Below are 20,707 nucleotides of genomic sequence, written 5' to 3'. Positions count from 1 at the left end.
TTAAGCTCTTTCTAAAACGACAGCAGAGGCACCACCACCACCATTACAAATACCAGCGGCACCAAGTTTTGCATTATTTTGCTCTAATACGTTCAGTAAAGTAATAAGAATACGCACACCAGAACATCCAAGTGGGTGACCCAACGAAACAGCGCCACCATTGACATTTACTTTACTTTCATCAATATTAAGAAGTTTTGTGTTAGCAATACCAACGACAGAGAATGCTTCATTAAATTCGAAATACTCAATATCTTCAATTTTTAAATTTGCCTTTTCAATTGCTAAAGGGACAGTTTTTGCAGGAGCGGTTGTGAACCATTTTGGCTCTTGAGCAGCATCAGCATAACTTTTGATAGTAGCTAAAACTTTAAGACCAAGTTCATCAGCTTTTTCACGACTCATTAATACCATTGCACCAGCACCATCATTTATTGTTGATGAGTTTGCAGCAGTAGCAGTTCCTTCTTTAGAAAATGCAGCACGAAGGTTTGGTATTTTATCGAGTTTGATATTTTTATATTCTTCATCTTCTTTGAAAATGATAGGTTCTCCGCGACGTTGAGGAATTTCAACAGGAACAACCTCATTATCAAACTTTCCTTCTTCCCAAGCTTTGGCACTTCTTTTATAAGATTCAATCGCAAAAGCATCTTGATCTTCACGAGAAATATTATGTTCAGTGGCGCATAAGTCAGCGCAGGTTCCCATAGCTTCTTGACTGTAAGCATCTACAAGTCCATCTTTTTGTAAACCATCTACCATTTGAGCAGGACCAAATTTTTTGCCTTTTCTCATAGGTAAATAATGAGGAATCATACTCATGTTTTCCATGCCGCCAGCAACGACAACATCAGCATCACCGAGAGCGATAGACTGAGCAGCTTGCATAACAGCTTTCATTCCGCTTGCACAGACTTTATTCACTGTGGTTGCAGGAACCTTATCAGGAATGCCAGCACCAATAGCAGCTTGACGTGCAGGAGCTTGACCGTTGTTAGCTTGCACAACATTTCCCATTAAAACTTCGTTGACTAATTCTGGTTTTAAATTGATTTTATCTAAAGCACCTTTGATCGCGATTGAGCCAAGTTTTGTAGCGGGAATTGAAGATAAACTTCCTAAAAAACTCCCGATTGGCGTACGCGCAGCGCTTACTATAACGACTTCTTTACTCATGTTTTATTTTTTTACGATTGCTGCTAAATTAATGATTTTTAAAAGAACAAACGAATTATAAATGAAATGACTAATTTTTTTCTAATTTTGAACCACCAAAACAGGCTAAATGAAGTCTAAGCTAGACATACTTTACACAAAACAATCTTTGATTTACAAAATATTTTTGTTCTTAATCAGTGTTTTTTTAATTGTTTATTTCTTTCCGATACAAGGAAAATTTAAGTATGAAATAATCAAAAATAAGCCTTGGCAGTATGAAAATTTATATTCTCCATTTGATTTTGCAATCTTAAAATCTGATCAAGAATTAGAACTTGAAAAAGAGCAAATCAAGGATAATCATATTCCATATTATATATATAATGTTGCTAAAGCAGATTCTATCTGGAAAAACTGGCCGAAAGTCATTTCACCACATCAAGATTCGTTGATTAGCGCAATGGCAGACAGAAGTTTTGTTGATACAATTATTAAAAATGTTTACAACTATGGCATACGCGTTGAAAGTGAAGATTTTGATGAAAAACAACTTGTTTACCTTAAAAAAAATATCAGATTACAAGAAGTAACCCTTGACAAGATTTTAAAACAATCTGATTTAGATCGTTATTTAGATCAAAAACTGTCAAAATTCAGTTATGCTCAGTCAGCAAAATTGAAACCTATTTTTTACGATATTCTTTCTCCTAATGTTGAATATGATAAAGAATTCAATCAACAAGTCTTAGAGGATGCTTATAAAAATATTTCGCCAACGCGTGGAAGTGTTTCTAAAGGGAGTAAAATTATTGCCAAAGGTGAAATCATTGAGGGTGAAAAATTACGAAAACTGAACTCTCTCAAAAACGAATATGAATCACAAGATTTAGACATGACAAGCTATGTCACAATCTTGATTGGTTATTCATTACTTGTTTCCTTGGCATTGCTTATGTTGATGTTGTTTTTGAGTAAATACAGAAATGATATTTATACAAATAACAACAAACTCACCTTTATATTTTTTAATATTCTCTTTATGGTTTTTCTCACCTTAGTTGTGATGAAAATCGGGTATGAGTACATTTATATTGTTCCACTTTGTATTTTACCATTAACATTGAAGGCGTTCTTTGATGCGCGCTTAGGCTTGTTCTCACATGTTGTTACAGTTTTGATTCTCGGCTTTGTAGTGCCTAATAGTTTTGAGTATATGTTTTTGCAAATTGTAACAGGTATTGTTACAATATTGACAGTTTCAGAACTTTATAAAAGAGCAAATCTCTTTATCTCTGTGGCGCAAATTACAGGTGTTTATATTTTTGCTTATATGGCGTTTAGCATGATTCAAGATGTTGACTTTGTCGATATCAATTACACAAATATGATTTATTTCATTCTTTGTGGTGTTGGTTTATTATTTGTGCAGCCTTTGATTTATACATATGAAAAAGCTTTTGGTCTAGTATCAGACCTTTCATTATTAGAATTATCGGATACAAACTCTAAATTACTGAAGCAATTGGCTGAAGTTGCACCTGGAACTTTTCATCATTCACTAAATGTTGCAAATTTAGCAGAAGCTGCCGCTAATGAAGTTGGTGCTAATGCTTTACTTGTAAGAGTTGGGGCACTTTATCACGATATAGGTAAGATGAAAAACCCTATTTATTTCGTTGAAAACCAAACAACAGATGTCACCCCTCACGACGAGCTTTCTCCTCATGAAAGTGCTAAACTGATTGTGAACCATAGGTTAGAAGGAATTGAATATGCCAAAAGATATAAACTTCCAGATCGTATAATTGATTTTATAAGAACACATCACGGCACCACAAAGGTTTATTTCTTTTTTAAGCAAGCACAAGAAAATGCGCCTGAAGGTGTGCGTATTGATCCAAAAGATTTTCAATATCCTGGTCCAAAACCTTTCAGTAAAGAAACAGCTATTTTGATGATGTGTGACAGTGTCGAAGCTGCGAGTAAAAGTTTAAAATCTCCAAACACTCGAATTATTGATAATTTCGTAGAAAAAATTATTGATAAACAAATTGAAGATGATCAGTTTGAAAATGCTGATATTACCTTTAAAGATATACAGCAAATCAAAAAGATTTTAAAAGCTAAGCTGAATAACATTTATCATTTACGTATTGAATATCCAGATTAAATTTATGAAAAAAATCACCATTGCCATTGATGGACATTCATCAACAGGGAAAAGTACAGCAGCAAAAGAATTGGCTAAAGCACTGAATTATATTTATGTCGATACAGGAGCAATGTATCGCGCCATGACTTATTTTGCTTTAAAAAATGGTTTTTTTGAGAATGATGTTTTAAATGAAACAAGACTTATTCAATCTTTAGATGATGTTGATTTGAGTTTTGAATATGATCAATCCAAAGAGAAAAGCATCATCTTACTAAATGGTGAAAATGTTGAAAATTTTATTCGTCAAATGGATGTTGCTAACAAAGTTAGTTATGTTGCTAAAATTCCTGAAGTAAGACATAAACTCGTTAAGATTCAACAGAAAATAGGAGAGAAGGGAGGTTTGGTTATGGATGGTCGTGATATTGGAAGTGTAGTTTTCCCTGAAGCTGAACTCAAAATATTTATGACAGCCACAGCAAATGAACGTGCAAAAAGACGTTTTAATGAATTAAAAGGAAGTAGTTCTGATCTAAATTTTGATGAAGTTCTTGCTAATGTTCAAGAACGTGACTTGATAGATTCTTCTCGTGAAACCTCTCCGCTTATACAAACCGATGATGCCGTAAAGCTTGACAATACGAACTTGACAAAAGAAGAGCAAGCTGATGTATTATTGAAATTAGCTATGAAGCAAATCCGCTTACGTAAATTGAATATGCTATAAAGTTATAAAACACTAACTTATCAAAAAAAGAATAGAAGGAAGTGCTACTCAAATTAGCTGAAACCAAAATTCAGGGAAATAATTCGCTTTCATAATTAAATAACCTAATTGTTTGGGTATCAAAATTTAAGTTGTACTTTTGCAAAACTTTTGGGAGTGGTTTGGAGTTTCCTAAAAGTATTGATAAAAATCATTTAACAATCTTTTGTTGGTTGCCACGTAAAAATTCAGAACTGACAAAATACAAATTTTAATCACAGCATATGGCTGAAGATTCAAAAAAAACAGAGCAACAAGACGTTGCAAACACAGAAGCACAACAATCTACAATCGAAGCTTCTGAACAACAAAAAAATCCTAAAGAATTTCTTGAAAACTTCAACTGGCACAAGTATGAAGAAGGAATTGATGAAGTTGCAGATGAGCAGTTAGATCAGTTTGAGAAATTAGTTGAAGAGAATTTTGTTGACACACTTCATAACGAAGTTGTTCAAGGTAAAGTTATCAAAATTACTGACCTTGACGCAATTATTGACATCAACGCAAAAAGTGAAGGTGTTATTTCTTTAAACGAATTTAGATACAACCCAGACCTTAAAGAAGGTGACATGGTTGACGTTCTTATTGACATTCGTGAAGATGAAGAAGGACAATTAATTCTTTCTCATAGAAAAGCTCGTGTTATCAGAGCTTGGGAGCGCGTTAATTTAGCACAAGAAGACGGAACTGTAGTTAACGGTTTAGTTAAGTGCAGAACTAAAGGAGGAATGATCGTTGACGTTTTCGGCATCGAAGCTTTCTTACCAGGTTCTCAAATTGATGTGAAACCTATTCGTGACTACGATGCTTACGTTGGGAAAAACATGGAATTCAAAGTTGTGAAAATCAATCACGAATTTAAAAACGTTGTTGTTTCGCATAAAGCACTTATCGAAGCTGATATTGAAGAGCAGAAGAAAGAAATTATCGGTCAATTAGAAAAAGGACAAGTCCTTGAAGGTGTTGTTAAAAACATTACTTCTTACGGTGTATTTGTTGATCTTGGAGGTGTTGACGGATTAGTTCACATTACTGATTTATCTTGGTCAAGAATCAACCACCCGAACGAGGTTGTTGAGTTAGACCAAACATTAAACGTTGTAATTTTAGACTTTGATGAAGATAAGACAAGAATTCAACTTGGTCTTAAACAATTGAGTAAGCATCCTTGGGAAGCTTTAGATGAAAACATTAAAGTTGGTGATGTTGTGAAAGGTAAAGTCACAGTTATCGCTGATTACGGTGCATTCATCGAAGTTGAAGAAGGTGTTGAAGGTTTAATTCACGTTTCTGAAATGTCTTGGAGTACGCACTTGAGATCTGCACAAGATTTCGTAAATGTTGGTGATGAGATTGAAGCAAAAATCTTAACACTTGACCGTGAAGAGCGTAAAATGTCACTTGGTATTAAACAAATGACACCAGATCCATGGACTGATATTACAACTAAATATCCTGTTGGTTCTAAACACACAGGTGAAGTTAGAAACTTTACAAACTTTGGTGTTTTTGTTGAATTAGAAGAGGGAATTGACGGATTGATTTACATCTCTGATCTTTCTTGGACTAAGAAAATTAAACACCCTTCAGAATTCTGTAAAGTTGGTGATAAGTTAGACGTTGTTGTACTTGAACTAGATGTTGAAGGACGCAAGTTAAGCTTAGGTCATAAGCAAACAGAAGTGAACCCTTGGGATAGATACGCTGAAGAGTTTGCTGTAGGAAGCAAGCACACTGCTGAAATCACTGATATTGTTGATAAAGGTGCAACCATCAAGTTTAACGATGATGTCACTGCATTTGTTCCTTCTCGTCACTTGATTAAAGAAGACGAAAGCAAGTTAACAAAAGGTGAATCAGCTGACTTTGTAATCATTGAATTCAATAAAGAATTTAAGAGAGTTGTTGCTTCGCATACTGCTATTCATAAAGAAGAAGAGCAAAATATTGTTAAGCAAGCTCAGCAAAAAGCTAAAACTGAAGAGAACAAAACTACTCTTGGTGATGCAAATGCTGAATTACAAGCGCTTAAAGATAAAATGGAAGGAAAGTAAGAAGTCCTTTCTAATAGCTAAAAAGCCTCTCAAATTTTTGAGAGGCTTTTTTTGTTAGGCATTTATTGATAGATAAAATTACATTTATTTCCGAAGACGATCTGTAGTCTCAAACTCAATTACTTTATCAGTCTTAGGGATTTTTGCAATATAATAAGGTTGTGTCATCATACTAGTCGCAAGGCCGCGAGGACTCGTTTCTTCAACTTTGATAATGACTTGATTATCCTTTTGAGTGATCTCTTTAATTTTTATGGAATGTCCACCAGAGTTTTTCACTTCACTAAATAACGCGATGATCATTTCATTCTTAAAGTTAACTGGATCCATCTTGATACGTTGATCGTTGATGCTATTCATTTTTTCTTCTAAGGCATTCCAGTCTTCTTGGTTTTCAATCACATGGTAAGAGCCATTAATGCCTTCTTCGCCATTGCCAGTGAGTTCAGATTGATGGATAATTGTCATATTTTCTGTTGATGGGTCTTGATAGCTTTTGCAACTGATGCCTGTTATGACAAGGCTTATTACTATTAATTTCTTTAACATATTTAGTTTTTATAAAAGATTATTGCACTTAAGATAATACAAATCCATGTTTGGGTATCTTAATTCTTACATAAAATTGTAGCTATAAATAAAAAAACCCCGAATGAACGGGGTTTTACACTAAATACACTAAGATTTGAGGCTTAACGGAAACGATCAACAGATTTTACAAGGTCTTCATCCTTTTTAATAGCTTTATTAGCTATCACAATAAAAACGATAGAAATGATAGGAAGAAGAACCCCAATACCCTTCTCAGAAAAACTTGATTCTCCAGGTAGATTTAGCGATCCGTAAACGAAAATGCCTACTAAAACAGCGTTCAATAACATATTTAAACGTCCTAAGACGAATTGTAGTTGTCTATTTTTGTATTTAAAAATACTAATCAGTGCAAGTAATGCACTTGCATAAAATAAAATACTTACAATCATATAAGTGTTATCGCCCAAAATATTATCAAAAATAAAGTCTGAGGCAGGCAGTAAATTAAAAATTACTGCGTTGAGGATAAACACAATTGTAAGATATAAGCTTTGTACTCTCTGTATCATTTGATGCAATTGAAATACAAAAATAGAAGATTATTTGACAAAAAATATTTAAAAATTAATTTTTTGTTGTATAATTGCATAGTCCAATGATTTACTTTGATGTAATTATTTCAAACACATCAATTTAACCCCTATTTTTTCTTCAAAAAAAATATCAAAAAAATAATTTCAATAATAGTCAATGTTAGAAATTAACGAATTAAAGGCGAAAAAACTCCCTGAGTTACAAAATATCGCCAAAGAGTTAGAAGTACCAAAATTTAGAAGTTTAAAAAAGTTAGATCTTATTTATCAAATTTTAGACTATCAAGCGAGCAATCCTGAAAAAGTCAAATCTGTTGTAAATAATGATTTTAATAAGTCTGAGAAAGATTCTTCTAAACCATCAAGTCAACCAAAAAAAGAAGCGCCTAAACGTGTTCGTGTTAGTAAAAAGATGGAAGAGGAAGCTGAGCGTAAAAGTGAAGCAAATCAAACTCACAATGCTAAGTCTGATCATAAATCTAAGTCAGATCATAAGCCAAAGCCGTCTCACAATAAAGACAATCAAAAAAGGCAAAATAAGCCAAAGCCTGATTCTAAGGCTAAGTCTAACGATAAAGCTGATAAGAGAAATCCTAATCAAACTAAGGAATATCAGGAAAAACAACGTCGTGAAGATACCAAAGGAAGAGACAAGAATCAAAATCAAAAATCTTCTAAAAGTTCACAAAGTCATACTCATTCCAACTCTCAGAAAAACGGAAACAAAGACAGCCGTAATAAGTATAAGAAATCAGATTACGAATTTGATGCAATTATTGAGAGTGAAGGCGTTTTAGATATGATGCCTGATGGTTATGGTTTTTTAAGATCGTCAGATTACAATTACTTATCATCACCTGATGATATTTATTTGTCTCAATCTCAAATCAAACTTTTTGGTTTGAAAACTGGCGATACAGTTCTTGGACAAGTTCGTCCTCCTAAAGAAGGAGAGAAGTATTTCCCGCTGATCAAAATTATTCAAATAAATGGCTTAGATCCAAAAGTGGTACGTGATCGTGTTTCTTTTGAGCATTTAACACCATTATTCCCTCAAGAAAAGTTTAATATCGCTGATCGACGTCCTTCAATGTCAACACGTATCATGGATATGTTTGCACCAATAGGTAAAGGTCAGAGAGGTATGATTGTTTCTCAGCCAAAAACTGGTAAAACAATTCTTTTAAAAGAAATAGCGAATGCTATAGCGGCAAATCACCCTGAGGTTTATCAATTGGTTTTATTAATCGATGAGCGCCCAGAAGAGGTGACAGATATGCAGCGCAGTGTGAAAGGTGAAGTTGTTGCTTCTACCTTTGACAAAGAGGCACACGAACACGTCAAAGTTGCAAATATCGTTATCGAAAAAGCAAAACGTTTGGTTGAATGTGGTCACGATGTCGTGATTTTATTAGATTCAATCACGCGTTTAGCAAGAGCATACAACACAGTTCAGCCGGCTAGTGGTAAAGTATTAAGTGGTGGTGTTGATGCAAATGCATTACACAAACCAAAGCGTTTTTTCGGTGCAGCACGTAATATTGAAAATGGCGGATCTTTATCAATTATTGCTACTGCTTTAACGGATACTGGTTCTAAAATGGACGAAGTTATCTTTGAAGAATTTAAAGGAACTGGTAATATGGAATTGCAGCTTGATCGCAAGATTGCAAACCGTCGTATCTTCCCAGCGATTGATTTAACAGCGTCAAGTACAAGACGTGATGATTTACTTCTTGATGAAAATATGATTCAAAAAATGTGGGTGATGCGTAAGTATTTAGCTGATATGAATCCTATTGAAGCGATGGAGTTTATTAGTGATCGCGTTAAAAAGACAAAAACAAATGAAGAGTTTATTGTTTCAATGAATAATTAATTCTATATTAAAATAGTCTCGTTGTTATTCGAGTCAACAAAAAAGGTCTTTCAGTTTTGAAAGACCTTTTTTGTTTTTAAGCGCAAACTTAATTATTGTTTTTCAAGCTTTTGAACTCGTGCAATTGAATCGCAATTTTCAATTTGAAGTTTATATTTATGTGATGCGTATTGAGATTCTAAAATATAAATTTTACAGGAATCTAAATCAGTTTGACTTTCTCCAAAATTTACAGTAGCATCTTGTAAAATGGTTTTATATTGACTTGTATCAATCTGGTATTGACTAAAACTTTGTAGTGCCTCAGATGAGTAACTTGATTTTTTAGTTGAAATGTTTTTGATGACTCTCGCATCTAGACCATAATCACAAGATGTTTTTTTTCCTCCTAAAAAAAATAAAAGAATAATCACTCCAATAACTAAACCAATGGAGTAATAACCTAAGCGTTGAATAAATTTCATATTTAAAAAATAAGTAGATTTGGATCTTTATAATCCATATCAAACCAGTTTGCAACAGATTTGTTTGTTAATATTCCGTGGTACAAATATAATCCATTGCGAAGACCTTTCTCATATCGAAGCGTATTTTCTATGCCGCCTTCTTCAGCAATATGTAATAAGTAGGGTGTGAAAATATTACTAATTGACATTGAGGACGTACGAGGATAGCGAGAAGGAATATTAGGAACGCAATAATGAATTACATCGTAAATCACTTTGGTGGGTTTGTTGTGGTTGGTGATTTCTGATGTCTCAACACAGCCGCCCATGTCAATGCTGACATCGATAATAACAGCTCCTTTTTTCATTTTCTGAACCATTTTTTCAGAAACAATTATTGGGGATCTGTTTTTGCCAGCAACAGCGCCAATCACGACATCAGCCCGACGAAGCGCTTTTGTTAAGCTTTTAGGTTGAATTGTTGAAGTGAAAATATGATGACTCAGGTTTTCTCTTAAATGACGAAGTCTTGTGATAGAACTATCAAAAACTTTAATGGATGCACCTAAACCAATAGCAGATTTTGCTGCAAATTCTCCAACTGTTCCTGCGCCAATAATCACAACTTCTGTTGGTGGGACGCCACTAATGTTACCAAGCATTAATCCATTGGCTTCATCGACTTTAGCCAAAAGCTCGGCTGCGATTAAAATTGATGCTGATCCAGCAATCTCGCTTAAAGTTCTAACTGCTGGGTATGTGCCAAATTCATCTTTAATAAACTCAAAAGCCAAAGCAGTGATGCGTTTTTCAGCAAGTTTTTGAAAATACTTTTTGTTTCTCGTTTTGAGTTGTAATGCAGAAATTAAAGTGGTTTGCGGATGTATGATTTCTAGTTCTTCATCGCATAAAGGCGCCACCTTTAAAATAATGGGACAAGAGAAAATCTTGTTTTTATCATTTGTAATTTCTGCTCCAGCTTCACTGTAATCTTGATCAGAAAATTTGGCGTAATTTCCAGCGCCTTTTTCAATCAAGACGCGATGACCATTTGCTGTTAAAGCGCTCACAGCATCAGGTGTTAAACATACACGTTTTTCTTGATAACTAATTTCCTTTGGGATGCCTATAAAAAGCTGTCCTTTTGTTTTTGATAATTCGAGCATTTCTTCTTGAGGAAGTAATTCAGATTGAGTGAACGGAGATGATGATGTTTGGCTCATAATATCAAAGATAATTAGGTTAAACTTTATTTTAATTCGAGTATGCGTTCGAGTTTTTCATTAAAACTGATGTGAATACAGTGATGACCAAAATCTAAAAGGTTTGGAATTTTCTCTGGCCATTCAATGAAAACCCAAGCTTCTGTATCAATATAATCCTCAAACCCTATGTCGTAAGCTTCTTCTTCATTTTCAATTCTGTAAAAATCAAAGTGAAAGATTTTAGACTTCTCTAATTCATATTCATTGACTAAAGAAAAAGTCGGACTAGAGACTAATTCATCTGAACCTAATTTTTTTACTAAAGCCTTGATTAAGGTTGTTTTGCCAGCACCTAAATCACCTTTAAAAATAATTTTTCGATAAGAAATGTGATTCAGTATTTTTTCTGAAATTCTTTCTAAATCGCCAAGATTGTAATCTATAATTGTCATTGACAAGTTTTAATTCAAACGGTCATAAATTTAATAATATTTCTTAATTAGTTCTTATCATTTGTCAAAATTATCAGAGATTATCTTTATGATCACTAATATGATTTATTAATATTTTAACTGAATATAACTTATATTTGAGTCATTTTAGCTAAAAACATGAGCCATGTCAAAAAGTAAAAGGAAATATAATCAAAAGAAAAGATGGTGATATCCTGAAAACTCTTTGGAAGGTTTTGTCGGTATCTTTAAATTTATTTTGAAAAATCAAGGGACAGATACCGTAGCGACAAAAGTTCCAATTGAAGGTGATTTAAATAAAGTTGACTCGAAAGTTTGGCCAACAATAACTAATATTTTTAAAAATGCTTGGATTAGCGCTTTTACTGAAAGTGTAGATAGCGAAATAGAATTTAAAGATGTTTTAGACAAAGGTAAGGAAGAAGAGAAAAAAGAGAAGAAGTAAATTTATTTAGGAACTATTTTAAAAAAAGCACAAGTCAAATTTAATTTGCTTGTGCTTTTTTGTGTCAATATAGTGTCAATTTTACTCGTAAACAGCAAACGGAATAATCATTTCTTCTAATGAGACGCCGCCGTGTTGATAACTGTTTTTGTAATAATTGACATAGTAATTGTAGTTGTTTGGATAAGCTAAAAAATAGTTGCTTTTTGCAAAAATATAAGAACTTGACATATTGATTTTTGGAAGTTTGAATTTAGATGGATCTTTTGCAACAATCACATCTTTATCTTCGTAAGTCAAGCTTCGGCCAGTTTTATACCTAAGGTTTAAACTCGTATTTTTATCACCAATAACTTTTGAAGGGTTTTTAACGTTGATCGTTCCGTGATCTGTAGTGATAATTGTTTTAAAGCCTAGTGCTTTGGCTTGCTGAATAATTTTTAATAAAGGTGAGTTTTTAAACCAACTTTCAGTCAATGATCTATAAGATTTATCAGTTGATGCGAGTTCTTTAATCACTTCAAGCTCTGTTTTTGAGTGTGAAAGCATATCAACAAAATTATATACCACAACAGATAGGTCTTTATGTTTTTCTTGCTTGAAATTGTCAACAAGTTTTTCACCTTGACTGATATTGGTAATCTTGTGGTAAGAGAAATCTAATGGTTTTCCGAGGCGGTTGAGTTGCGCTTCTAAAAACTCTTTTTCAAATAAATTTTTACCACCATCATCTGTGTCATTTTTCCAATATTCTGGATATATTTTTTCCATATCTTCAGGTGTTAAGCCTGAGAAAATGGCATTTCTTGCATATTGCGTTGCAGTTGGTAGAATGCTGAAAAAAGCTTCTTCTTTTTTCTTTTTAAGATATTTATTCAGTGTCGGTTCAAATGCTTTATATTGATCATATCTTAAATTATCTATAACAACCAGTAATGTCGGTTGCTCTTTAGAGATTTCAGGTAAAATTTTATTTCTAAAAAGCGTGTGAGATAATTCTGGAGCTTTTGTGTTTTTTTCAAACCAAGACGCGTAATTTTTTTCTATAAATTTACCAAACTCAATATTCGCTTCATTTTTCTGGGTTTCTAATATTTCAAACATGCCACCGTCATCTATGTCTCCTAATTCTAACTCCCAATAAACCAATTTTTTGTAAAGCTCTACCCAGGCATCATAAGTGTTGGTTTGCATTAAATCCATTGTGATTTTTCTGAACTCTTGCTGGTAGTTTGATGTTGTTTTTTGTGTGACTAAACGTGAATGATCAAGATTCTTTTTTAAGCTCAATAAAATTTGATTCGGATTGACGGGTTTGATGAGGTAATCTGCAATTTTAGATCCAATGGCTTCTTCCATAATGTATTCTTCTTCGCTTTTCGTGATCATCACAACAGGAAGATTGTCTTGAATGGTTTTGATTTCAGCTAAAGTTTCGATTCCTGTCAGACCAGGCATATTTTCATCCAATAAAACGATGTCGAAATTTTCATTAGGAATGAGTTCAATGGCTTCAGGACCACTTTGGCAAGTTGTCACTTCATAATTCTTTTGTTCAAGAAATAAAACATGAGGTTTCAATAAATCTATTTCATCATCAACCCATAAAACTTTCAGCTTTGTCATATATATGTATCTTTGTTTTTAAATAAATAGTTTGTGAAACAAAATAGTAAACTTAAGATTATTAACGATCCGATTTATGGTTTTATTACCATTCCTAGTCCATTAATTTTCGATATTATCGAGCATCCGTTTTTTCAAAGACTGAGAAGAGTTTCACAAATGGGACTGTCATATTTGGTTTATCCAGGTGCGCATCACACAAGATTTCATCATGCTTTGGGTTGCATCCATTTGATGGATAAAGCCATTAAGGTTTTAAGATTTAAAGGTGTAAAAATTTCCGAAGATGAAGAGGAGGCTTTGTTAATTGCAATTTTGCTTCATGATATTGGTCATGGACCGTTTTCTCATGCTTTGGAACATAGTTTGGTTGGTGGTGTTAATCATGAAGAAATTTCGTTGAAATTTATGCATCAACTCAATGATGAATTTAATGGCAAAATCAGTTTAGCCATTGAAATTTTCACTGATCAATATCCTAAAAAGTTTTTATGCCAATTGCTTTCTAGTCAACTGGACATGGATAGGTTAGATTATTTGAGAAGGGATAGTTTTTATACTGGTGTGGCAGAAGGAAATGTCAATAGCGAGCGTTTAATAAGTATGTTAAATGTAAGAAACGATGAAATTGTTATTGAAGAAAAAGGGATTTATTCTGTTGAAAAATTCCTTGTTGCTCGTCGTTTAATGTATTGGCAAGTTTATTTACATAAAACAGGTTTATGTGCAGAGCAAGTTTTGATTAAAGCAATCAAAAGAGCAAAATATTTGGTACAACAAGGAGAAGATATATTTGGAAGTCAAGCGCTTTTATTTTTCCTTAAAAATGATATCGAGTTAAATAATTTCAACAAGAAAGAACTTGAAACTTTTGCAAAACTTGATGATTTTGATGTTATTTACGCCATTAAAATGTGGATGAACGCTGATGATATTGTCTTAAAAAACTTATCTCGAATGCTGATCAATAGGCAGCTTCCTAAAATTAAGCTAAAAGATAAACCGATTAATAATGCTAAATATCATGTTGAACTTGAAAGTTTTATGAAGGATCATGATATGACAGCAGAAGAAGCAAATTATTTTGTTTTCACAGGTGAAGCGAATAATTTAGCTTATACAACGAGTGATCAGCCGATTAAAATCCTTTATAAAAATGGAAAACTCAAGGATGTTTCTAAGGCTTCAGATCAATTTAACCTGAAAGCTTTGTCAAAAGTTGTGACGAAATATTACTTATGTTACCCAAAAAACAATTATTAACACTTTTTTCCTATTTTTGCAAGAATGAAATTTACAGCGAATCAAATAGCAGAAATTTTAAACGGCGAAATTGTTGGTAATTCTGAAGCGGTTGTTTCTAAATTATCAAAAATTGAAGAGGGTGAGGAAGGCTCACTTACATTTCTGTCTAATCCGAAATATACAAACTATGTACACTCAACAAATGCGAGTGTTTGCATTGTTAATAAAGATTTTGAACCTAAAGAAAACACTTCTGTTACCTTGATAAAAGTTGAAGATTCTTATGAAGCTTTTTCTAAATTATTAGGTTATTACGAAGAATTCAAAAAAACAAAAAAGCTTGGTGTAGAAGATCCACATTTTATGGGAGAAGATGTAAGTTTAGGTGAGGATATTTATATCGGCGCTTTTTCATACATCGGAAATAATGCCAAAATTGGAAATAAGGTTTCAATACATCCAAATTCTTATATTGGTGATAATGTTGAAATAGGTGATAATACTGTTATTTACCCAGGTAGTAAAGTTTTTTCAGACTGTATTATTGGTGAAAATTGTGTTTTACATGGAGGTGTTATCATAGGTGCAGATGGTTTTGGTTTTACGCCAAATGATAAAGGCGTTTTTACAAAAGTTCCACAAACGGGTAATGTTATTATAGAAGATGATGTTGATGTCGGCGCAGGAACTACAATTGATCGCGCAACTTTAGGATCAACAATTATCCGAAAAGGAGTGAAGCTTGATAATCAAATACAAATCGCACATAATGTTGAGATAGGTGAACACACTGCAATTGCTGCTCAAACTGGAATAGCAGGATCAACACGTATAGGAAAACATTGTATTATTGGCGGCCAAGTTGGTATTGTCGGTCATATTAAAATTGGCGATCACGTGCGAATTCAAGCACAAACAGGAGTTGGTAAAAACGTAAAAGATGGTCAAGCCATACAAGGAACGCCAGCACTTGGGTATTCAGACTTTAACAAGTCTTATGTGCATTTTAGAAACTTACCAAAAATAGTTAATCAGCTAAATTCTATAGAGAAAAAAATCAGTAAAGATGAGTAATAGTCCTAAAAAACAAACGACAATTTCTAAGGAAATTAAACTTGAAGGTGTCGGACTTCATACAGGTCAAAATGTGATCTTAACCTTCAAACCAGCAGAAGCAAGCACTGGTTTTATTTTTAGACGAATGGATCTTGAAGGACATCCGATGATTCCAGCTGATGCCAACTTAGTAACAAGCACTGATAGAGGTACAACACTGGAAAAAAATGGTGTTTTGATTCAAACCTCTGAGCATGTCCTCGCTGCGTGTGTTGGTTTAGGTATTGACAATGTGATCATTGAACTCAATGCTTCTGAACCTCCGATAATGGATGGTTCTTCAAAATATTTTGTAGAAGCCTTAGAAAAAGCAGAAGTTATAGAATTAGATGCTGAACGTGAAGAGTTTATCGTGAAAGATGTCATCTCTTTTTCTGATGAAGAAACAGGCTCTGAAATCTTAGTGATGCCAGCGAATGAGTATCAAGTCACAACAATGGTTGATTTTCAAACCAAAGTTTTAGGAACACAAAATGCTTCGATTAAATCTATTACTGAATTTAAAGATCATATTGCAAATTCAAGGACTTTCAGTTTTTTACATGAACTTGAAGCGCTTCTTGAACACGGTTTAATCAAAGGTGGAGACCTGAATAATGCGATTGTTTACGTCGATAAAGAGTTGTCTCCTGAAATAATGAAAAAACTAGAAGTTGCTTTTGATAAAAAAGACATTTCAGTAAAACCTAATGGTATTTTAGATAACTTAACTTTACATCATCCAAATGAAGCAGCAAGGCATAAATTGCTTGATGTTATTGGTGATTTAGCTCTTGTGGGAACACATATACGAGGTAAAGTTATCGCAAATAAACCAGGTCATAAAATAAACACGCAATTTGCTAAAAAACTTGCAAAAGTGATTAAAGCAGAAAAGCGAAATAAAGTTCCACAAATAGATCTGAATTCAAAGCCTCTTTATGATGTTTCTGAAATTATGGATCGTCTACCACATCGACCTCCGTTTTTGTTGGTTGATAAAATATATGAGTTAACAGACTCATCCGTTGTTGGAACGAAAAATGTCACAATGAATGAACCTTTCTTTGTTGGACATTTCCCTGGAAAACCTGTGATGCCTGGTGTTCTTCAAGTTGAAGCGATGGCGCAAACTGGCGGAATTTTAGCTTTGAGCACTGTTCCTGATCCAGAAAATTACTTAACCTTTTTCATGAAAATGAATAATGTGAAGTTTAAACAGCAAGTTGTTCCAGGTGACACACTTATATTTAAATTGGAATTAATTTCTCCTATAAGAAGAGGAATCATTCAAATGCAAGCCTATGCTTACGCTAATGGAAAATTAGCATGTGAAGCAGAGTTAATGGCACAAATAGTAAAATCAAAAGAATAATTATGAATCAACCTTTAGCATACGTCCACCCTGGAGCAAAAATAGCTAAGAATGTTGTCATTGAACCATTTACGACTATTCATAACAATGTCGTTATTGGCGAAGGGTCTTGGATCGGATCTAATGTGACGATTATGGAAGGTGCTCGCATTGGTAAAAATGTCAGTATTTTTCCAGGTGCAGTTATTTCAGCTGTTCCTCAAGATAAAAAGTTTGAAGACGAAGATACAATTACCGAAATAGGCGATAACACAACAATACGCGAATGCGTCACAATCAATCGTGGCACAAGCGATAAAATGAAAACCAAAATTGGTAAAAATTGTTGGATTATGGCTTATTGCCATATTGCTCACGATTGTATAGTAGGTAACAACTGTGTGTTCTCTAACAATTCAACATTGGCAGGACATATTACAGTGGGTGACTATGCGGTTTTAGCAGGCATGACAGCGATACAGCAATTTTGTAGCATTGGGCGGCATGCATTTATCACAGGTGGTTCTCTTGTCAGAAAAGATGTTCCTCCCTATGTAAAAGCAGCGCGCGAACCTTTATCTTATGTCGGTATAAATTCAGTTGGCTTAAGACGAAGAGGTTTTGACACACAAAAAATTAGAGAGATTCAAGATATTTACAGAATCTTATATCAAAAAAATTATAACAATTCTCAAGCACTTTCAATTCTTGAAGCTGAAATGGAGGCAACTTCTGAGCGTGATGAAATCATTCAATTCGTCAAAGACTCGCAGCGTGGAATTATGAAAGGCTATTTTTCAAATTAATACAATATTATGGCTACAACAAGTGATATCAGAAATGGTTTATGTATTAAATACAACCATGACATTTATAAAGTCGTTGAATTTTTACACGTAAAACCAGGAAAAGGTCCAGCTTTCGTCAGAACGAAACTAAAAAGTGTAACCACAGGAAAGACACTTGATAATACTTTTTCAGCAGGACATAAAATTGATGAGGTAAGAGTTGAAACTCACAAATATCAATTTTTATATAAAGAAGGTGAGTTTTATCACTTTATGCATACTGATGATTATACGCAGATTCGTTTAGTAGAAGCTGCATTGGATATGCCAGGTTTATTAAAAGAAGGTGAGGTTGTGACAATCTTGATTAATACCGAAGATGATGCACCTTTATCTGTTGAAATGCCTCCACATGTTGAACTGGAAGTTACTCACACTGAACCAGGTGTTAAAGGAAATACGGCAACAAATGCAACTAAACCTGCAACTGTAGAAACAGGAGCTAGCGTCAATGTTCCTCTTTTTGTCAATGAAGGTGACATGATTAAGATAGAAACAGAAAAAGGACATTACAAAGAACGCGTTAAGTAAGTTTTTATGAAATTTCCTAAACCTTACGCTTTAAAAACGATTGCAGATTTAATTGACGCAGATTTTGTTGGTGATGAAAACTACGAAGTTTTAGGCGCTAATGAAATTCATGTTGTCGAGAAGGGTGATATAGTCTTTGTTGACCATCCTAAATATTACGATAAAGCTTTGCGATCAAAGGCAAGTGTAATTTTAATCAATAAAAAAGTAGATTGCCCAGAAGGGAAGGCGCTTTTAGTTTCAGACGATCCATTTCGAGATTTTAATAAACTAACACACTTTTTTAAACCTTTCGAAAAAGCAACTCAAAATATTTCTGAATCAGCAGAAATACATGATTCTACAATTTTACAACCAGGTGTTTTTATTGGCAATCATGTTAAAATTGGTCAAAATTGTTTGATTCATCCAAACGTCACAATATACGACCATACTGAAATTGGAGACAATGTAACAATCCATGCAGGAGCTGTTATAGGAGCGGATGCTTTTTACTATAAAAACAGACCTGAAGGTTTTGATAAACTCATCTCTGGCGGAAAAGTTGTTATCCAAAACAATGTTGAGATTGGTGCTGCCGCTACAATTGATAGAGGCGTTTCTGGTGAAACTTTTATCAGTGAAGGAACCAAAATTGATAATCATGTTCAAATTGCACACGATACTTTTATCGGCAAAAAATGTTTGATTGCATCTCAAGCTGGTATCGCAGGTTGTTGTGTCATTGAAGATGAAGTTACCATTTGGGGACAAGTTGGTTTAGCCAGTGGTTTGCATATTGGAAAAAAAGCAATTTTATTAGCACAAACAGGAGTTTCAAAAGATTTAGAAGGCGGGAAAACTTATTTTGGAACGCCTGCTGAAGAAGCAAGAAAAAAATATAAAGAGATGGTGTACATCTCAAAATTACCAGAAATCTATAAAAAATTAAAATAGTGTCAAAGAACAAGGAGCTTATTGCTGAATTTTTAGAATCAGATTTTTATAAAAATCTAGATCTCATTGATAAGTACTTTAATGAAAACGCCATTATTGAATGGCATAGCCACGAAGGCCAAATTAAACTTGATAGAGAAGGTTTTAAAAAGATAACTTTAGAAATGGGGAAAACTTTTTTAAACATGACGGCTCAATTTTCACGGCTTTTAGAAGCTGAAGAAAAAGTAGTGACAAACTTCACTTATTTTGTAGAAACTATTGAATCTGAAGACTTAATAGAACTCGCTCATTTTATGGCGATCTTCGAAATTGAATCAAGTCAAATCATCAAAGCTGAAATGATGAGCATTGCAGCTGATGATGCTTAATAAAATCATTGGGATTTTAAGCTGATAAAACTTTTAATCTTCGATTGAATAAATTACATTTGTTGATAAAAATATAACACCGTTATGAGCGTTTTAGTAGATAAAAATTCAAAAATTATTGTACAAGGTTTCACAGGAAGTGAAGGAACTTTCCATGCTGAGCAAATGATTGACTACGGCACAAATATCGTTGGTGGTGTAACACCAGGGAAAGGAGGAACCGAACATTTAGGGAAACCTGTTTTCAACACCGTCTCTGATGCTGTTGAAAAAGCCGGAGCAGATACAACAATCATTTTTGTACCGCCTGCATTTGCTGGTGATGCAATTATGGAAGCTGCAGATGCCGGTATTAAAGTCATTATCACAATTACGGAAGGTATTCCTGTTGCTGATATGATTAAAGTTTCTAACTATATTCAAAATAGAGATTGCCGTTTAATAGGTCCTAACTGTCCAGGTGTGATTACACCAGAAGAAGCTAAAGTTGGTATCATGCCAGGCTTTGTTTTCAAAAAAGGAAAAGTAGGTATCGTTTCTAAGTCAGGAACATTAACTTATGAGGCTGCTGATCAGGTTGTTAAGCAAGGATTAGGAATTACAACTGCTATTGGTATCGGCGGTGACCCAATTATTGGCACAACAACTAAAGATGCTGTTGAGTTACTTGTTAACGATCCAGAAACTGAATGCGTTGTGATGATCGGTGAAATCGGTGGACAACTTGAAGCTGAAGCGGCTCAATGGTATAAAGAAAGCGGTAGCAAAAAACCAGTTGTTGGCTTTATCGCTGGTGAAACTGCACCAGCAGGACGTACAATGGGTCATGCTGGAGCTATTGTAGGTGGTAGTGAAGATACTGCACAAGCTAAAAAGAAAATTTTAAAAGACAGTGGAATTCATGTTGTTGATTCTCCTGCTGAAATAGGAAAGAAAGTTGCTGAGGTGATTGGCTAATTTTCTCAAAAATATTTAAACCTCTTTGAGCAT

20 protein-coding genes are annotated in these 20,707 nt (G+C 33.8%); 13 read left to right on the top strand and 7 right to left on the bottom strand.

The features are described 5' to 3' along the window. Nucleotides 1–1,179 carry an acetyl-CoA C-acyltransferase gene (locus BLV84_RS06125; protein ID WP_093241630.1) on the bottom strand — a complete coding sequence of 393 codons (1,179 nt, stop codon included), beginning with the start codon at nt 1,177–1,179 and terminating at the stop codon, nt 1–3. A gap of 109 nt (nt 1,180–1,288) precedes the next feature. On the opposite strand from BLV84_RS06125, the gene BLV84_RS06120 reads away from it, so the two are divergent. The 3 genes from BLV84_RS06120 to rpsA all read left to right on the top strand — a co-directional run bounded on the left by BLV84_RS06120 (nt 1,289) and on the right by rpsA (nt 6,136). After that, nucleotides 1,289–3,331, top strand: coding sequence for an HD family phosphohydrolase (locus tag BLV84_RS06120; protein WP_093241625.1), 2,043 nt, complete (start codon nt 1,289–1,291; stop codon nt 3,329–3,331). Nucleotides 3,332–3,335: 4 nt separating this feature from the next. Beyond that, complete coding sequence (cmk, locus tag BLV84_RS06115) at nt 3,336–4,043, top strand: (d)CMP kinase (RefSeq protein WP_093241620.1); 708 nt, start codon at nt 3,336–3,338, stop codon at nt 4,041–4,043. 263 nt (nt 4,044–4,306) lie between these two features. After that, nucleotides 4,307–6,136: a 30S ribosomal protein S1 gene (gene rpsA / locus BLV84_RS06110; RefSeq protein ID WP_093241615.1), complete on the top strand. Its 1,830-nt coding sequence runs from the start codon at nt 4,307–4,309 to the stop codon at nt 6,134–6,136. 84 nt (nt 6,137–6,220) lie between these two features. Here the strand turns inward: rpsA and BLV84_RS06105 are convergent, their stop codons facing one another. Together BLV84_RS06105 and BLV84_RS06100 are read right to left on the bottom strand one after the other, a co-directional pair. Next, the gene (locus BLV84_RS06105) at nt 6,221–6,685 is read right to left on the bottom strand and encodes a protease complex subunit PrcB family protein (protein WP_093241611.1); all 465 of its coding nucleotides are present in this window, start codon (nt 6,683–6,685) and stop codon (nt 6,221–6,223) included. Between the two features lie 143 nt (nt 6,686–6,828). Further along, on the bottom strand, nt 6,829–7,239 hold the full coding sequence (locus BLV84_RS06100; RefSeq protein WP_093241606.1) for a DUF4293 domain-containing protein: 411 nt from the start codon (nt 7,237–7,239) through the stop codon (nt 6,829–6,831). Nucleotides 7,240–7,420: 181 nt separating this feature from the next. Between BLV84_RS06100 and rho the strand changes: the two genes are divergently transcribed. Further along, a complete protein-coding gene (gene rho / locus BLV84_RS06095) occupies nt 7,421–9,142 on the top strand; it encodes a transcription termination factor Rho (protein ID WP_093241602.1) in 1,722 nt (573 codons plus the stop codon). 92 nt (nt 9,143–9,234) lie between these two features. Here the strand turns inward: rho and BLV84_RS06090 are convergent, their stop codons facing one another. From BLV84_RS06090 to tsaE, 3 genes are read right to left on the bottom strand one after another with little or no spacing between them, the layout of a single operon-like run. Continuing rightward, nucleotides 9,235–9,606 carry a hypothetical protein gene (locus tag BLV84_RS06090; RefSeq protein WP_093241597.1) on the bottom strand — a complete coding sequence of 124 codons (372 nt, stop codon included), beginning with the start codon at nt 9,604–9,606 and terminating at the stop codon, nt 9,235–9,237. Between the two features lie 2 nt (nt 9,607–9,608). Further along, a complete protein-coding gene (locus BLV84_RS06085; RefSeq protein ID WP_093241593.1) occupies nt 9,609–10,811 on the bottom strand; it encodes an alanine dehydrogenase in 1,203 nt (400 codons plus the stop codon). Between the two features lie 26 nt (nt 10,812–10,837). After that, entirely contained in the window at nt 10,838–11,245 is a 408-nt protein-coding gene (gene tsaE, locus BLV84_RS06080; protein ID WP_093241588.1) for a tRNA (adenosine(37)-N6)-threonylcarbamoyltransferase complex ATPase subunit type 1 TsaE, read from the bottom strand. Nucleotides 11,246–11,471: 226 nt separating this feature from the next. Between tsaE and BLV84_RS06075 the strand changes: the two genes are divergently transcribed. After that, on the top strand, nt 11,472–11,711 hold the full coding sequence (locus tag BLV84_RS06075) for a hypothetical protein (RefSeq protein WP_200796264.1): 240 nt from the start codon (nt 11,472–11,474) through the stop codon (nt 11,709–11,711). Nucleotides 11,712–11,792: 81 nt separating this feature from the next. Here the strand turns inward: BLV84_RS06075 and porX are convergent, their stop codons facing one another. Next, nucleotides 11,793–13,337 carry a T9SS response regulator signal transducer PorX gene (gene porX, locus BLV84_RS06070; RefSeq protein ID WP_093241584.1) on the bottom strand — a complete coding sequence of 515 codons (1,545 nt, stop codon included), beginning with the start codon at nt 13,335–13,337 and terminating at the stop codon, nt 11,793–11,795. A gap of 33 nt (nt 13,338–13,370) precedes the next feature. Here porX and BLV84_RS06065 point away from each other — a divergent pair, with 33 nt between their 5' ends. From BLV84_RS06065 to sucD, 8 genes are all read left to right on the top strand, one after another. Next, nucleotides 13,371–14,600 (top strand): HD domain-containing protein, encoded by a 1,230-nt coding sequence (locus BLV84_RS06065; protein ID WP_093241579.1) that lies wholly within the window; start codon nt 13,371–13,373, stop codon nt 14,598–14,600. 24 nt (nt 14,601–14,624) lie between these two features. Continuing rightward, on the top strand, nt 14,625–15,656 hold the full coding sequence (gene lpxD, locus BLV84_RS06060; protein ID WP_093241574.1) for a UDP-3-O-(3-hydroxymyristoyl)glucosamine N-acyltransferase: 1,032 nt from the start codon (nt 14,625–14,627) through the stop codon (nt 15,654–15,656). After that, nucleotides 15,649–17,052 carry a bifunctional UDP-3-O-[3-hydroxymyristoyl] N-acetylglucosamine deacetylase/3-hydroxyacyl-ACP dehydratase gene (locus tag BLV84_RS06055; protein WP_093241570.1) on the top strand — a complete coding sequence of 468 codons (1,404 nt, stop codon included), beginning with the start codon at nt 15,649–15,651 and terminating at the stop codon, nt 17,050–17,052. The genes lpxD and BLV84_RS06055 overlap by 8 nt, the downstream gene beginning before the upstream one ends. Nucleotides 17,053–17,054: 2 nt before the next feature. Further along, on the top strand, nt 17,055–17,837 hold the full coding sequence (lpxA, locus tag BLV84_RS06050) for an acyl-ACP--UDP-N-acetylglucosamine O-acyltransferase (protein WP_093241566.1): 783 nt from the start codon (nt 17,055–17,057) through the stop codon (nt 17,835–17,837). Nucleotides 17,838–17,846: 9 nt separating this feature from the next. Then, nucleotides 17,847–18,410, top strand: a complete 564-nt coding sequence (gene efp / locus BLV84_RS06045; protein ID WP_093241562.1) for an elongation factor P — start codon at nt 17,847–17,849, stop codon at nt 18,408–18,410. A 6-nt stretch (nt 18,411–18,416) separates the two neighbouring features. Next, on the top strand, nt 18,417–19,346 hold the full coding sequence (locus tag BLV84_RS06040) for a UDP-3-O-(3-hydroxymyristoyl)glucosamine N-acyltransferase (protein ID WP_093241557.1): 930 nt from the start codon (nt 18,417–18,419) through the stop codon (nt 19,344–19,346). Continuing rightward, nucleotides 19,346–19,717, top strand: a complete 372-nt coding sequence (locus BLV84_RS06035; RefSeq protein WP_093241552.1) for a hypothetical protein — start codon at nt 19,346–19,348, stop codon at nt 19,715–19,717. Before BLV84_RS06040 ends, BLV84_RS06035 begins: the two co-directional genes overlap by 1 nt. Nucleotides 19,718–19,801: 84 nt before the next feature. Next, nucleotides 19,802–20,674 (top strand): succinate--CoA ligase subunit alpha, encoded by an 873-nt coding sequence (sucD, locus tag BLV84_RS06030; protein WP_093241539.1) that lies wholly within the window; start codon nt 19,802–19,804, stop codon nt 20,672–20,674. Nucleotides 20,675–20,707: the final 33 nt, after the last annotated feature.

The organism is Psychroflexus halocasei (genome assembly GCF_900107595.1).
In the GTDB taxonomy this organism is placed as follows: domain Bacteria; phylum Bacteroidota; class Bacteroidia; order Flavobacteriales; family Flavobacteriaceae; genus Psychroflexus; species Psychroflexus halocasei.
Note: the sequence above shows the minus strand (reverse complement) of the source record. Positions and strands in the feature narration are given on the sequence as shown.